The sequence below is a fragment of the Micromonospora sp. MH99 genome (genome assembly GCF_021442385.1).
Lineage (GTDB): Bacteria > Actinomycetota > Actinomycetes > Mycobacteriales > Micromonosporaceae > Micromonospora.
In genome coordinates this window covers 80,865-94,563 of record NZ_MUZA01000020.1, presented here as the reverse complement: position 1 = coordinate 94,563, position 13,699 = coordinate 80,865, and the positions used below count along the sequence as shown (strand labels likewise).

Below are 13,699 nucleotides of genomic sequence, written 5' to 3'. Positions count from 1 at the left end.
GGTGCGGGGGCGCCGCCGCCGACCGGCGACGCCACCCGGTGCGCCGCCGCCGCGAACGCCGCGCCGACCAGCCCGGCCGTGGTCAACCGGCCGACCAGGAACGACTCCAACGACGGCAGGTCGTTCACCCGGCCGGCGGCGACGGCCGCCTCCAGGCCGCCGGAGTGCGCGTGCGCGCCGGCCGGGAAGCGCCCGTCGGCCAGCAACAGGAGCAGGCTCGACGTCGCCATCAGAACAGGAAGTACCGCTGTGCCATCGGCAGCTGGGGCACCGGGTCCGGCTCCACCACCTCGCCGTCGATCCGCACCGTGAAGGTGTCCGGGTCCACCTCGATGTGCGGCATCGCGTTGTTCTCCGGCAGGTCGGCCTTGCCCCGGGACCGCACGTCGGCGACCGGCACGACCCGCCGCCGTACGTCCAGGCGCAGTCCGGCGTCCAGGGCGGCCGGCGCGACGAACGTCAGACTGGTGGCCGCCGCAGCGGCCCCGTACGCCCCGAACATCGGGCGCGGCAGCATCGGCTGCGGGGTGGGGATGGAGGCGTTGGCGTCACCCATCTGGGCGTACGCGATCATGCCGCCCTTGAGCACGAGGTGCGGTCGTACGCCGAAGAACGCCGGGTCCCAGAGCACCAGGTCGGCGAGCTTGCCCGGTTCGACCGAGCCGATCTCCCGTTCCAGTCCGTTGGCCATCGCCGCGCAGATCGTGTACTTCGCCACGTACCGCCGGGCGCGGTGGTTGTCGGCCGCGCCGTCGCCCGGCAGCGCGCCCACCCGCTCTTTCATGACGTGGGCGCTCTGCCAGGTCCGCAGGATCACCTCGCCCACCCGGCCCATCGCCTGCGCGTCGGAGCCGATGATGGAGATCGCGCCGAGGTCGTGCAGCAGGTCCTCGGCGGCCATGGTGGACGGTCGGATCCGGCTCTCGGCGAACGCCAGGTCCTCCGGCACGGACGGGTTGAGGTGGTGGCAGACCATCAGCATGTCCAGGTGCTCGGCGAGGGTGTTGCGGGTGTACGGGCGGGTCGGGTTGGTCGACGACGGCAGCACGTTCGGCTCGCTGGCCACCGTGATGATGTCCGGCGCGTGCCCGCCTCCCGCTCCCTCGGTGTGGTACGAGTGGATCGCCCGCCCGCCGATGGCGCGCAGCGTGTCGGCCACGAATCCGGCCTCGTTGAGGGTGTCGGTGTGGATCGACACCTGGACCCCCGAGGCGTCCGCCACCCGCAGGCAGGCGTCGATCGCCGCCGGGGTGGTGCCCCAGTCCTCGTGCAGTTTGAAACCGCCCGCGCCGGCGCGCAGCTGCTCCCACAGCGCCTCTGGCGAGACGGTGTTGCCCTTGCCGAGCAGCAGCACGTTGACCGGCAGCGTGTCCAGCGCCTCGTGCATCCGGGCCAGGTGCCAGGCGTTGGGCGTGACGGTCGTGGCCCGGGTGCCCTCGGCGGGTCCCGTACCGCCGCCGACGAGCGTGGTGATGCCGCTGGCCAGCGCCTCGGTGACGATCTGCGGGCAGATGAAGTGCACGTGGGTGTCGACGGCGCCGGCGGTGAGGATCCGGCCGTTGCCGGCGATCACCTCGGTCGCCGGGCCGATGACCAGGTCGGGGTGGACGCCGGGCATGGTGTCCGGGTTGCCGGCCCGACCGAGGGCGACGATCCGCCCGTCGCGCAGCCCCACGTCGGCCTTGACCACACCCCAGTGGTCCAGCACGACGGCGCCGGTGATGACGGTGTCGAGGGCGCCGTCGGCGCGGGTGGCCCGCGACTGCCCCATCGACTCGCGGATCACCTTCCCGCCGCCGAAGACGGCCTCGTCGCCGCCGACGCAGTGGTCGGTCTCCACCTCGATCAGCAGGCTCGTGTCGGCCAGTCGGATCCGGTCGCCGGTGGTGGGCCCGTACAGGTCGATGTAGCGGTCCCGCCGCACGGCGCTCATCGCGCCGGCCCGTCGCTGGTCGGCCCGTCGCTGGTCGGCGCGGTCGAGGACGCCTCGTCCAGCGGCCCGGCGCACTCCCCGCGCAGGCCCGGCACGATGCGCGCGCCGCCGAGCGGGACCAGGTCCACGCTGCGGCTCACGCCCGGCTCGAAACGGACCGAGGTGCCCGCCGGTACGGCCAGGCGCTGCCCCCAGGCCGCGACCCGGTCGAAGGTGAGGGCCGGGTTGCTCTCGGCGAAGTGGTAGTGCGAGCCCACCTGCACCGGCCGGTCGGCGGTGTTGACCACTACCACTGTGGTCACCGGCCGACCAGCGTTGATCTCGACCGGGCCGGTAGCCGGCAGGATCTCCCCCGGGATCACGGGATCGGGTGGTGCACCGTCACGAGCTTGGTGCCGTCCGGGAACGTCGCCTCCACCTGCACCTCCCTCAGCAGCTCGGGGATGCCGTCCTGGACGTCGTCGCGGTCGAGCACGGTCCGGCCGGCCGACATGAGGTCGACCACCGACCGACCGTCACGGGCGCCTTCGAGCAGGAAGGCGGTGATCATCGCGACGGCTTCGGGATAGTTGAGGCGCAGGCCGCGTTCGCGGCGGCGGCGGGCGACATCGGCCGCGACGTGGACGAGCAGGCGGTCCTGCTCGTGGGGGCTGAGGAACACGGGACTCTCCGGTGGGGATCGGCGTGTCCGGCTCGCCGTCGGCTCCTACGGGAGCCGCGCCGGGCAGCAGTCACCCGGGGACGAGCTGGAGTCACACGACCGCCGGAACCACAGTCGGCGGGGTGACCCGGGACTCCACCATCCCGGCCCGCGCGACGGGCGTCCGGCGGTGTCCGGTCGGATGCGGACCGCACCGCCCACCGCTTGAGCAGACCGTAGAGGATCGTTCCCGGCCGGGGCAACAGTCCGTTCGGGATCGGCGGCGACGCCCCGGCTCCGGCGGCAACGCCGCCCAGGCGTACGCGGGCTACGTCGCGTCGGTCACCGGGCGCCTGACGCTGTCGACGGGGTACGGGTACTCATTCCCGCGCGGGTCATGGCGGGAGATGATCGCCCGATGACGGCGACGAGGCGTACGCACGCACTGTTCGGTGCGCTGTTCCTGGCGGTGGCCACGGTCGGGGTGTGGCTGCTCTGGCTGGGCTGGGACACCGGTTACACGGTCGACGCGCGGACCGGCGCGACAAGCGGCCCGTACGAGCCGTGGCAGGTGATCGGCTGCGTGCTGACGCTCGTGCTGCTGGCCGCCCTGGCCGCGTGGCGACTCAGCCCGTGGCTGGTGGCCCCCGTGATGACTGCCGCCTTCACCGCCGCCTGGTCACGCCAGGCCGCGTCGCGCGACGACAGCGGACTGTGGGTCGTTGGGGCGATTCTGGTGCTGGTCGGGATGGCGGTGGGCAGTACGGCGGTGAGCCTCGCCGCACGCCGGATCGCCCGTGCCCGGGTCCGCCGTGGCCGGGTCGGCCGTTCCGGCTAGGACGTGGCCTGTCGGACTCCCACCGGCCGGTCGGTTCAGCGCCGGTGGGTGAACGCGCGCCCGGCCACGGCGAACAACGACAGGCTGATCGTGGCGACGAACACGCGCATCGTCGGGTCGAAGTTCAGCGCCGAGCCGAGGTCGCGGGAGATGTGCACGCCGACGAAGGTCGGCACGGCGCTCCACACCGTGACCGCGAGCAGCAGCAGGGCGACGCTGGCGAGAACGGCGGCCAGCAGGCATTGGCGCACGTACCGACCGGACCGCTTGCCGCGTACCCACAGCCGGGCGATCGCCGATGTCGGTGGCCGGCGCCAGCTGCCGTGCCGTACCCAGCCCTCCTCGTGGTCGTCGAGGGAGTAGCGGTTGACGACCGCCTGGATGAGCAGGTAGGTGCGCAGGAGCAGGTAGACCTTCGACGGGGCGTCGAACGCGTACCACCGTTGCAGCTCCCGTGTCTCGGCGCGGATCCGGCCGGCCCAGGCCCGCAGCTGCCGGTCGGTGGCGTCGACACCCGTGCGGTTGACGCGATGCCACGCGAACTCGAACGTGGTGGCGGCGCGGTCCAGTGCCTCCACGACACGACGCCGCTCCGGTGGTGCCGGACCCGACTCGACATCGTCGGCGAACTCCAGGAGGGCGGCGATCAGGGCAACGTCGGGGCGGGTCCAGTGCTCCCGCTCGACGCGCCACGCCCGCACGAGCGGCCACAGCGCGACGAAGAGCAGGCCAGCGCCCGCGAAGGCGAGCCCCACCAGGACGTCGTACCAGCGGGTCGTCTGGATCGTGGGGACGGCCGACGCCGCGACGCACGCCGCGACCGCGGCACCGCCGCCGATGGCCGCCCCGCGGCACGGGACGGCGAGGCGCGAGACGGCCAGGGCGAGGACGACCCCGACGGACAGGCTCGTGGCGGCGGCCACCAGCCGGTGAGCCAGCGGCCCGCCGACCATGGCGAACGCCGCGACGGCGGCCACCACCGCGCCGAACAGGAGCGGTAGCGGTCCCGGCGTCCGCAGGAACTGCAGCGAGAAATCCCGCCAGGCCAGCGCGATCTTCGCGTCCCGTACCGTGGGGACCACCGACTGCGGATCAACGTCGACGTGGTCCCAGAACGTGTCGTAGCCCGCGACGATGCCGTGCAGCCGGTTCCCATGCTCCCTGCGGTCCGATCGCGCCGTCGCGTCGATGTGCTCCCCATGGGTGACCCACCATGGGACGGCGTACGGTCCGTCGGCGGCCTCGGCCGCGTCGACCGGGTCGCCCTCGTCCGACCAGTCGACGTCTGCCCTCGTGCTGTCGGGCTCGTCGTCAACGACCAGCAGGTCGTCGTCGGCGGACGATGCGGACCACCGTTCCCGGGATACCGGACTGTCGTCCGCGACCTCGATCAGGTCTTCGCGGAACAGGACCACCCGCTGCGGACGGACTGCGCGTCGGGGCAGCTGCCTGTCGTCGGGTGCGGGCGCGTCGGCTGCCCATTCGTCCACGCGATCACCACCAGCTCGCGGATGTGCCTCCGTGATAGCACGGCACGACAAGTCCGAGGGTCCCGGCGGTGGGCCGGTCAGCGGGCCGCCACGGGCTCCGGGGCCGGGCGCGGCGTGGACGTCCCGGCGAACGGGATGTCGACGCCGTCCGCCGGGTCCGCCGGGCCGTCGGGGTGCCGCCACAGCCCGCGCTCGCGCAGGATCGGCAGGACGCCCTCGCCGAACCAGTACGCCTCCTCCAGGTGCGGATAGCCGGAGAGGATGAACTCGTCGATGCCGAGCGCGTGGTACTCGGCGATCCGGTCGGCGATCTCGCGGTGGCTGCCGACGAGCGCGGTGCCCGCGCCGCCCCGGACCAGCCCGACGCCGGCCCACAGGTTGGGCGAGACCTCCAGGCTGTCGCGGGAGCCGCCGTGCAGGTCGAGCATCCGGCGCTGCCCCTCGGACTCGCTGCGGCGCAGCCCGTCCTGCACGGCTCGGATGTCGGCCTCGGCGATGCCGTTGAGCAGGCGGCGGGCCTGCGCCCACGCCTCGTCGGCGCTGTCCCGGGCGATGACGTGCAGCCGAATGCCGAACCGCAGGTCCCGGCCTGCGCCGGCGGCCAGCGCCCGCACCCGGTCCAGTTTGTCGGCGACCTGGGTCGGCGGCTCGCCCCAGGTGAGGTAGACGTCGCTGTGCCGGACCGCCACGGGCAGGGCGGCGGCGGACGAGCCGCCGAAGTAGACCGGCGGCGCCGGGTCGGGCAGCCGGTGCAGCCGCGCCTGCTCGACGCGCACGTGCGTGCCGTGGTGGTCGACCGTCTCACCCCGCCACAACGCGCGGACGACGTGCAGGAACTCGTCGGCCCGCGCGTACCGGGCGTCCTTGTCCAGGAAGTCGCCGTACGCCCGCTGCTCCGATGACTCGCCGCCGGTGACCACGTTGAGCAGCAGGCGGCCCCGGGACAGCCGCTGGAACGTCGAGGCCATCTGGGCGGCGAGGGTGGGTGAGGTCAGGCCAGGCCGGAAGGCCACCAGGAACCTGAGGCGTTCGGTGACCTCGGCGAGCATCGCCGTGGACAGCCAGGCGTCCTCGCACCACGCGCCGGTGGGGGTGAGCGCCCCGACGAAGCCGAGCTGCTCGGCGCTGCGGGCGATCTGCCCGAGGTACGCCACGCTGGCCGGGCGGGCGCCTCCGGCGGCCCCGGTCGGCACGCCGTGGCCGCCGCCGACGATGTCGCGGCTGTCGCCGTTGGTGGGCAGGAACCAGTGGAAGGTGAGGGTCATCGGGGCTCTTTCCTCCAGTGCGCGGCGGAGCGGGTGCGGGCGGCGCGCGCGGTGAGGCGGCACCTCCTGAGGGGTGGGACGATCCCGCCAACAGCCTACCCATAAAACCTATCGGGTTAGTAGGCTACCGCCCACGATCACCCACGCCGGTCGATGCGGCCCGGCACACCTGCCCGACCCAAGGAGCCGCCATGCGCACCCCCTCGACGAGTCATCCCCCGCGTCGCCGCCTGCTGACGGCCGCGTTCACCGCAGTGGTCCTGCTCGCCACGGCCGGCGTGAGCGCGTGCGGCGGGCCCGCCGACGCCGAAGGCCACGCCGGCAAGCTACGGATCGGCTACCAGCGCTTCGGAGGGCTGAGCCTGGTCAAGGCCCGCGGCGCCACCCCGGGCGTCGAGTGGTCACTGTTCGAGAGCGGGCCGGCCCTCACCGAGGCGCTCAAGGCCGGGTCGATCGACATCGGACAGGTCGGCGAGGCGCCACCCGTCTTCGCCGCCGCCGCAAAGATCCCGTTCTCCATCATCGGCACCTCCGCGCCGATCCCGCAGGGCGAGGCGGTGCTGGTCAAGGCCGACAGCGGCTACCGCAGCTTCGCCGACCTCAAGGGCCGGACGATCGCCCTCAACAAGGGCTCCAACGTGCACTGGCTGCTGGTCCGGCTGCTGGAGGCCAACAAGATGACGTTGCAGGACATCAAGGTCACGTATCTCAAGCCGGCCGAGGGACGGCCCGCGTTCGACAGCGGGCAGGTCGACGCCTGGGTCATCTGGGATCCGTACTTCGCGCTGGCCGAGCAGCCGGGCGTCCGGGTGCTCGCCGACGCGACAGGCCTGGCCAGCAACCGCGAGTACGTGCTGGCCGCCCCCGACGCGGTCGCCCAGCGCTCGGACGACATCCGGGCGTTCCTGCAGCGCTACCGCGAGGTGACCGACTGGGGCATCGCGAACCCGCAGGAGCGGGCCCGCACGCTGGCGCCGGAGCTGAAGATCCCGCAGGACGTCGCCAGCCGCGCCCTCGACCGCAGCGCCAAGCCGCTCGCCCCGGTCACCCCGGCCATCGGCGACGAACTCCAGGCGATCACCGACAGCTTCATCGCGCTGGGCCTCATTCCGGGGCCTGTCGACATCCGGAGCCGGGTGGACGACCGCTTCAGCGCGGTGTTCCAGTGAGCCGTACACAGCTGTTGGAAACGCCGCCGGAGGCCGCTGCCGTCGCGCCGCCCGACCCCCGGCGCCCCCGGTCGACCCGGCGGTGGCGGCGCCTGGCCAGCCCGGTCGTGCTGGTGCTGGGCTGGGAACTGGCCGCCCGCACGGGGGTCCTGGCGCCGGAGAAGCTGCCCGCGCCGAGCGACGTGCTCGCCACCGGCTGGCGGCTGTCCCGCGACGGAACGCTCGCCGTGCACCTCGTGGACTCCCTCACCCGGGCCGGAGCGGGGCTGCTCATCGGCGGCGTCCTGGCGCTGGTCCTGGGCACTGTGGCGGGGCTGTTGCGCCTCGGCGACGACCTGGTCGACCCGCCGGTGCAGATGGCCCGGATGCTGCCGCACCTGGGCCTCGTGCCGCTGCTGATCATCTGGGTCGGCATCGGCGAGTCGCTGAAGATCAGCCTGGTGGCCCTGGGCGCGTTCTTCCCCATCTACTTCAACACGTACGCCGGCATCCGCGACATCGACGAACGGTTGGTGGAGGCGGCCCGCGCCTGCGGGCTCGGGCAGGCCGCCCGGCTGCGCCACGTGGTGCTGCCCGGCGCGCTGCCGTCGCTCTTTCTCGGCCTGCGCCTCGCGATCGGCGCGGCCTGGCTCAGTCTCGTCGTCGGCGAGCAGGTCAACGCCCAGACCGGCATCGGCTTTCTGATGATGGAGGCACGGGAGTTCAGCCAGACCGATGTCGTGGTCCTCGGCCTGCTCGTCTACGCGCTGCTCGGGCTGATATCCGACCTTGCCCTGCGCGTTGCGGAGAGGAGGATGTTGACATGGCGACGCGGACTGCGAGCCACCTGATCGGCGCGACCCCGGTGCTGACCGCCCACGCGATCCGCCGGTCCTTCGGGCCGACTGTCGTGCTGGCCGGGGTCGACCTGACCATCGCGCGGGGCGAGGTGGTGGCCCTGCTGGGCCCCAGCGGTTCCGGCAAGAGCACCCTCCTGCGGGTTCTCGCCGGCCTGGACCGCGACGCCACCGGCGACACCGTCGTGCACGGCACCGCCGCAGTGGTCTTTCAGGAACACCGACTCCTGCCCTGGAAGCGGGTGGCGGCCAACGTCGGGCTCGGCCTGTCCGGTCCGGACACCGCCGGCCGGATCGACCGGGCGTTGCGCGAGGTCGGGCTGGCCGAGCGGCACCGGGCCTGGCCGGCCGAGCTGTCCGGCGGGCAGGCACAGCGGGTGGCCGTCGCGCGGGCCCTGGTCCGCGAACCGGACCTGCTGCTGCTCGACGAGCCGTTCGGCGCCCTGGACGCGCTCACCCGGCTCAGGATGCAGGTGCTGCTGCGCCGGCTGCGCGCCGAGCACGGCTTCGCGGCCCTGCTGGTCACCCACGACGTGGACGAGGCACTGCTGCTCGCCGACCGGATCCTGCTCCTCGACGACTGCCGCATCGCCGCGGAGTTGCCCGTCGACCTCGCACCCACCCGTACGCCGGACGATCCGGGCTTCGGCGCGCTGCGCCGCCACCTGCTCGACCGGCTCGGCGTTCCCACCACCTGAGGAAGCGGAGACACGATGACCCGCTGGACGCCCGACCCCACCTTCTACCCGTCACCGTCGCAGGCCGCGACCGCCCCGGCGGAGAAGCTCGCCTACGTGGCGGCCTTCGACCGTACGGCCAGCCGCCCGGACGCCATCGCGGTGCTGGACACCGACCCCGACTCCCCCGACTACGGCCGGGTCGTCGGCTGGACCGACCTGCCCCACCTCGGCGACGAGGTGCACCACTTCGGGTGGAACGCGTGCAGCAGCGCACTCTGCCCGACCGCACCGCACCCGCACGTCGAACGGCGCTACCTGATCGTGCCCGGCCTGCGCTCGTCGCGGATCCACGTCATCGACACGCAGCCCGACCCGCGCCAGCCGCAGGTCGTCAAGGTGATCGGGCCGGAGGAGCTGGCGAAGCGGGCCGGCTACTCCCGGCCGCACACCGTGCACTGCGGCCCGGACGGCATCTACCTCTCCGCTCTCGGTGGCGCGGACGGCGCCGAGGGCCCGGGCGGCATCGCGATCCTGGACCACACCACGTTCGACGTCCGCGGGGCGTGGGAGGCCGACCGGGGCCCGCAGTTCCTGGCGTACGACGTGTGGTGGCACCTCACCCAGGACGTGCTGGTCACCAGCGAGTGGGGCACCCCGTCCATGATCGAGGACGGGATCGTCGGCGAGCTGCTGCTGGGCCGGCGCTACGGCCACGCCATCCACTTCTGGGACCTCGCGAAACGCCGGCACGTGCAGCGGGTCGACCTGGGTGATCAGTACCAGATGCCGCTGGAGCTGCGCCCCGCGCACGATCCGACGAAGTCGTACGGGTTCGTCGGAGTGGTGATCAGCGTCGAGGACCTGTCCGCCTCGATCTGGCTGTGGCACCGCGACGGGGACGCCTGGGCGGTCACCAAGGTGATCGACATCCCGGCCGAGCCGGCCGACCCGGCGAACCTGCCCGACCTGCTCAAGCCGTTCGGCGCGGTGCCGCCGCTGGTGACCGACATCGACCTGTCGGTGGACGACCGATTCCTCTACGTCTCCTGCTGGGGCACGGGTGAGCTGCGTCAGTACGACGTCAGCGACCCGCTGCACCCGGTGCAGACGGGCTCGGTGCACCTCGGCGGGATCGTCCGCCGCACGGCGCACCCGTCCGCGCCCGACGAGGCCCTCGCCGGTGGGCCGCAGATGGTCGAGGTGAGCCGGGACGGGCGGCGGGTCTACGTCAGCAACTCCCTCTACGGCTCGTGGGACGACCAGTTCTATCCCGACGGGGTGGGCGCCTGGCTGGCCAAGCTCGACGTGGATGTCGACGCCGGTGGCCTCACCCCCGACGTGCGGTTCTTTCCGCACGGCGACGAGTTCCGGGGGCTGCGCGTGCACCAGACGCGATTGCAGGGTGGGGACGCGTCCTCCGACTCGTACTGCTTCCCGTGACCCTCGGGACGATCGCGACGCTGGCGGCGCTCGGCGCGTTCCACGGTCTGAACCCGGCGATGGGGTGGTTGTTCGCGGTGGCCCGGGGCCTGCAGGAGCGCAGCCGGATGGCGCTGCTGCGCGCCCTGCCGCCGATCGCGGCGGGGCATCTCGCCTCGGTGGCGATCGTCGCGGCCCTGGTCACCGCGACCAGGTCGGTGACGGCGAGCACCGCCCTGGCGGTGGTCGGCGGCCTGCTGCTGGTCGGCTTCGGGTTGTGGCGGCTGCTCTCCGAGCGGCACTTCCGCTGGGCGGGGATGCGGCTGTCGGCGGCTCAGCTCACCGGCTGGTCGTTCCTCATGTCGTCGGCGCACGGCGCCGGACTGATGCTGCTGCCGGTGCTGGTCGCCGAGCCGGTGCCCGGAGGTCACTCCGGGCACCTGGCCGCCGCGCCGCTCGGTGCGCTGCCCGGGTTGGCCGCGGCGGGTGTGCACACCGTGGCGATGCTGGGCACCGCTCTGGTCGTGGCGGTGCTGGTCTACCAGGTGCTCGGGGTCGGGGTGCTGCGTCGGGCGTGGTTCAACGTCGACCGGCTCTGGGCGGGCGTGCTGGTGGCCGCGGGGTTGGTGACGCTGATCCGGGCGTGACCGTCCATCGTGGAAACGTGTGATGTGTGATCTCATGTCGTCATGGTCACCCCGACTCCCCTCATGCAGCTGGTGGCCGGCGTGTGGGGGTTCAAGACCCTCGCGGCCGGCGTTGACCTCGGTCTGTTCACCCGGCTCGCCGGCGGACGGACGATGACAGTCGAGCAGGCCTCGGCCGAGTTCGGGCTGCCGGACCGGCCGGCGGACCTGCTGCTCGCCGCGTGCGCCTCGCTCGGCCTGTTGGAGAAGGCCGGCGACGGCTACCGCAACTCCGAGTTGGCCGAGCAGTTCCTGGTCGAAGGTCGGCCCTACTACTTCGGCGCCCAGATCCGCTACTCCGACCTGCGCACCTACCTGCCGTGGCACCGCATCGGCGAGGCGCTGCGCACCGATCGGCCGTTGACCTGGGACCCGGAGTGCCAGCAGTCCATGTTCGACACCGCCGACCCGGAGATGCTCACGCAGTTCTGGGACGCCATGTTCTCGACGTCGAGTTTCACGGCGAGCGCGCTGGCCGAGGCGTACGACTTCTCCGCGCACCGCCGGTTGCTCGACGTGGGCGGCGGGGCCGGCGCGTTCCCGATCGAGTTCTGCCGCCGGCTGCCCGAGCTGCGGGCGACAGTCCTGGACCTGCCGCACGTCTGCGTACGGGCGCGGGAGCGGATCGCGGAGGCCGGTCTGACCGATCGGATCGACGCGGTGCCGGGCGATTTCCTCGCCGATCCGGCGTTGCCGGACGGGCACGACGTCATCCTGCTCAGCATGATCCTGCACGACTGGGACGAGCCGACGAACCGCGCGCTGCTGGCCCGCTGTCACGCGGCGCTGCCGCCCGGTGGTGCCATCGTCGTCTGCGAACTGCTGCTCAACGACGAGCGCACCGGGCCACCGGAGGCCGCTCTGATGGGCATGAACATGCTTGTCGAGACCGAGGGCGGCCGGAACTACTCGGCGGCCGAGTACGGCGCGTGGCTCACCGACGCCGGGTTCGTCGACGTCCGTACCGTGCCGTTCGACGCTCCCGGCGCCAACGGCGCGGTCGTGGCCCGCCGGCCCTGAACGCCGACGGCACCCGACCCCTGGGAGGGTCGGGTGCCGCAGCGTCATCGTGACGCTGGCGTCCGATCGGCTACCGGTACCCCTCAGGCGCGAGCCTTGGCCGGCTGCTTCATGAAGTCCATGATCGCCTTGTTGATTTCGTCGGCGTGCGTCCACGGGATGCCGTGCGGCGCACCCTTGAGCGTGATGAGCGTGCCGGTCGGCATCATCGGGCCGAGCCGCTGGCCGGTCACCGGGTAGGGCAGCACCCGGTCCTGGTCACCCTGCACGATCAACACCGGAATATTGATCTTCGGCAGGTCCTGCCGGAAGTCCTCCTGCCAGGCGTCCACACTGTCGTGGGTGGCCTTGCCGGAGGCCATCGCGCCGATCTGCCAGTGCGCCCGGTACGCCTCTTCGCTGACCCGCTTGCCCATGTTCTGGTCCGGGTTGAAGAACGCGTCGCAGAACGACGTCAGATAGGCGAAACGGTCCTTGATGATGGCGTCCTGGAAGCCCTTGAAGAGCTTGCGGTCGACGCCCTCGGGGTTGTCGTCGGCCTTGGCCAGCATCGGTTGCAGCGGGCTGAGCAGCACGGCCCGGCTGACCCGCTGGGAGCCGTAGTTGGCCAGGTAGCGGACGACTTCGCCGGTGCCCATCGAGTGACCGATCAGGGTGGCGTCGTTGAGGTCCAGCTCGGTCATCAGCACGTCGAGGTCCGCGGCGAACGTGTTGTAGTCGTACCCGAAGGCCGGCTGCGCCGAGTTGCCGTTACCGCGCCGATCGTAGGTGATCGTCCGGTATCCGGCGTTCTGCAGCACGTTGGTTTCCTTCTCCCACGTTGCCCCGTTGAACGGGAAGCCGTGGATGAGCACCACGGGCTTACCGGATCCGTGGTCCTCGTAGTACAGGTCGATGGGTGCGGAGTTTTCCGTCCCCACGGTAATGAAAGGCATGTTTTTCTCCTGCTCCGGTATGGGCTGTCGGACGCCCCGTGCTTTCCCGTCGGGTCGCCGGATATGCGGCCGAGCGCCGTCGCCCAGGCCCGCCGGCCCGCTCCGGACGACCGGTCCCGGCATCGACATTTATCAACCTCGTCGGTAGGGTCGCCGGTAGGAAAGTTTCGGCGTACGGGAGGTGGGCATGCTTCGAAAAGTCCCCGCGGCGCTGGCCCTCGGAGCGGCCGTGGCCGCCCTGGGCGGCACGCCGGCGCAGGCCGACCCGGTGGTGCCACGGCACGCCATAGTCATCTGCCAGAGCGCCAGCTTCTACGCCAACTACGACTCTGCCGGCGGCCCCACCGGCCTGAAGCGCACGCTCGTCTACGGCAACAAGATCGGCCACACCCCGGGCGCGCATCCGGTCTACAACGGGTGGGCGGCCACCTTCGACTTCGGCCCGAACGACTGGGGTTACCTGCGCTCCGAGTGCATCGGCGGGTACGACTCGTGGTGAGGGCCCGGGTGACGGCCGGCGTGCTGGCCGGGATCGTCGCCGCACCGGCGCCGGCGCAGGCCGCCAACGGCACCATCGGTCAGCGCGAGACGGTGTGCGCGAGCGACCTGTTCGTCCGCACGCAGCCCAACGGCGCCTGGATGGGCACCCTCTACCAGGGTCAGACGTTCCTGGTCGAAGGTCCCCGCAGCGGCGGCTACGTCTACGGCTTCGCCTACGGGTACATCAACCGGCGCGGCTGGGTGCAGGACGGCTGGTTCTGCTGAACGGGCGGCCGGCGACGCGACCC

15 protein-coding genes and 1 pseudogene are annotated in these 13,699 nt (G+C 72.3%); 9 read left to right on the top strand and 7 right to left on the bottom strand.

The window, feature by feature from the left end:
- The 4 genes and pseudogenes from B0E54_RS13700 to B0E54_RS13685 form a co-directional block, all read right to left on the bottom strand.
- Positions 1-230: pseudogene (locus B0E54_RS13700) on the bottom strand (hypothetical protein); the annotation flags it as partial.
- On the bottom strand, positions 230-1,933 hold the full coding sequence (locus B0E54_RS13695) for an urease subunit alpha (protein WP_234583799.1): 1,704 nt from the start codon (positions 1,931-1,933) through the stop codon (positions 230-232). The gene B0E54_RS13695 and the pseudogene B0E54_RS13700, both read right to left, overlap by 1 nt.
- Positions 1,930-2,295: an urease subunit beta gene (locus B0E54_RS13690; RefSeq protein WP_308195359.1), complete on the bottom strand. Its 366-nt coding sequence runs from the start codon at positions 2,293-2,295 to the stop codon at positions 1,930-1,932. Before B0E54_RS13690 ends, B0E54_RS13695 begins: the two co-directional genes overlap by 4 nt.
- Entirely contained in the window at positions 2,292-2,594 is a 303-nt protein-coding gene (locus B0E54_RS13685; RefSeq protein ID WP_234583798.1) for an urease subunit gamma, read from the bottom strand. The genes B0E54_RS13690 and B0E54_RS13685 overlap by 4 nt, the downstream gene beginning before the upstream one ends.
- 397 nt (positions 2,595-2,991) lie before the next feature.
- On the opposite strand from B0E54_RS13685, the gene B0E54_RS13680 reads away from it, so the two are divergent.
- Positions 2,992-3,411, top strand: a complete 420-nt coding sequence (locus tag B0E54_RS13680) for a hypothetical protein (RefSeq protein ID WP_234583797.1) — start codon at positions 2,992-2,994, stop codon at positions 3,409-3,411.
- Between the two features lie 35 nt (positions 3,412-3,446).
- Here the strand turns inward: B0E54_RS13680 and B0E54_RS13675 are convergent, their stop codons facing one another.
- Both B0E54_RS13675 and B0E54_RS13670 read right to left on the bottom strand, forming a co-directional pair.
- Positions 3,447-4,901, bottom strand: a complete 1,455-nt coding sequence (locus tag B0E54_RS13675) for a hypothetical protein (protein ID WP_234583796.1) — start codon at positions 4,899-4,901, stop codon at positions 3,447-3,449.
- A gap of 77 nt (positions 4,902-4,978) precedes the next feature.
- Positions 4,979-6,166: an LLM class flavin-dependent oxidoreductase gene (locus tag B0E54_RS13670; RefSeq protein WP_234583795.1), complete on the bottom strand. Its 1,188-nt coding sequence runs from the start codon at positions 6,164-6,166 to the stop codon at positions 4,979-4,981.
- A 191-nt stretch (positions 6,167-6,357) separates the two neighbouring features.
- On the opposite strand from B0E54_RS13670, the gene B0E54_RS13665 reads away from it, so the two are divergent.
- The 6 genes from B0E54_RS13665 to B0E54_RS13640 are packed head-to-tail and all read left to right on the top strand — an operon-like array spanning position 6,358 to position 11,976.
- Positions 6,358-7,335, top strand: coding sequence for an aliphatic sulfonate ABC transporter substrate-binding protein (locus B0E54_RS13665; protein ID WP_234583793.1), 978 nt, complete (start codon positions 6,358-6,360; stop codon positions 7,333-7,335).
- Positions 7,332-8,165, top strand: a complete 834-nt coding sequence (locus B0E54_RS13660; protein WP_234583792.1) for an ABC transporter permease — start codon at positions 7,332-7,334, stop codon at positions 8,163-8,165. Before B0E54_RS13665 ends, B0E54_RS13660 begins: the two co-directional genes overlap by 4 nt.
- Complete coding sequence (locus B0E54_RS13655) at positions 8,138-8,869, top strand: ABC transporter ATP-binding protein (RefSeq protein ID WP_234583791.1); 732 nt, start codon at positions 8,138-8,140, stop codon at positions 8,867-8,869. The genes B0E54_RS13660 and B0E54_RS13655 overlap by 28 nt, the downstream gene beginning before the upstream one ends.
- Before the next feature lie 15 nt (positions 8,870-8,884).
- Positions 8,885-10,291: a selenium-binding family protein gene (locus B0E54_RS13650; RefSeq protein WP_234583790.1), complete on the top strand. Its 1,407-nt coding sequence runs from the start codon at positions 8,885-8,887 to the stop codon at positions 10,289-10,291.
- Positions 10,288-10,917, top strand: a complete 630-nt coding sequence (locus B0E54_RS13645; RefSeq protein WP_234583789.1) for a hypothetical protein — start codon at positions 10,288-10,290, stop codon at positions 10,915-10,917. The genes B0E54_RS13650 and B0E54_RS13645 overlap by 4 nt, the downstream gene beginning before the upstream one ends.
- A 42-nt stretch (positions 10,918-10,959) precedes the next feature.
- On the top strand, positions 10,960-11,976 hold the full coding sequence (locus B0E54_RS13640) for an acetylserotonin O-methyltransferase (protein WP_234583787.1): 1,017 nt from the start codon (positions 10,960-10,962) through the stop codon (positions 11,974-11,976).
- Between the two features lie 83 nt (positions 11,977-12,059).
- Here the strand turns inward: B0E54_RS13640 and B0E54_RS13635 are convergent, their stop codons facing one another.
- Positions 12,060-12,911, bottom strand: coding sequence for an alpha/beta fold hydrolase (locus B0E54_RS13635; protein WP_234583786.1), 852 nt, complete (start codon positions 12,909-12,911; stop codon positions 12,060-12,062).
- Between the two features lie 187 nt (positions 12,912-13,098).
- On the opposite strand from B0E54_RS13635, the gene B0E54_RS13630 reads away from it, so the two are divergent.
- Complete coding sequence (locus tag B0E54_RS13630; RefSeq protein ID WP_234583784.1) at positions 13,099-13,410, top strand: hypothetical protein; 312 nt, start codon at positions 13,099-13,101, stop codon at positions 13,408-13,410.
- An 8-nt stretch (positions 13,411-13,418) separates the two neighbouring features.
- Positions 13,419-13,676 carry a hypothetical protein gene (locus B0E54_RS13625; protein WP_234583783.1) on the top strand — a complete coding sequence of 86 codons (258 nt, stop codon included), beginning with the start codon at positions 13,419-13,421 and terminating at the stop codon, positions 13,674-13,676.
- Positions 13,677-13,699 lie beyond the last annotated feature (23 nt).

Excerpts from the sequence above, each read along its gene's own strand:
- B0E54_RS13640 (WP_234583787.1), top strand. The coding sequence starts at position 10,960 with ATGGTCACCCCGACTCCCCTCATGCAGCTGGTGGCCGGCGTGTGGGGG.
- B0E54_RS13665 (WP_234583793.1), top strand. The coding sequence starts at position 6,358 with ATGCGCACCCCCTCGACGAGTCATCCCCCGCGTCGCCGCCTGCTGACG.
- B0E54_RS13695 (WP_234583799.1), bottom strand. The coding sequence starts at position 1,933 with ATGAGCGCCGTGCGGCGGGACCGCTACATCGACCTGTACGGGCCCACC.
- B0E54_RS13680 (WP_234583797.1), top strand. The coding sequence starts at position 2,992 with ATGACGGCGACGAGGCGTACGCACGCACTGTTCGGTGCGCTGTTCCTG.
- B0E54_RS13630 (WP_234583784.1), top strand. The coding sequence starts at position 13,099 with ATGCTTCGAAAAGTCCCCGCGGCGCTGGCCCTCGGAGCGGCCGTGGCC.
- B0E54_RS13635 (WP_234583786.1), bottom strand. The coding sequence starts at position 12,911 with ATGCCTTTCATTACCGTGGGGACGGAAAACTCCGCACCCATCGACCTG.
- B0E54_RS13655 (WP_234583791.1), top strand. The coding sequence starts at position 8,138 with ATGGCGACGCGGACTGCGAGCCACCTGATCGGCGCGACCCCGGTGCTG.
- B0E54_RS13650 (WP_234583790.1), top strand. The coding sequence starts at position 8,885 with ATGACCCGCTGGACGCCCGACCCCACCTTCTACCCGTCACCGTCGCAG.
- B0E54_RS13670 (WP_234583795.1), bottom strand. The coding sequence starts at position 6,166 with ATGACCCTCACCTTCCACTGGTTCCTGCCCACCAACGGCGACAGCCGC.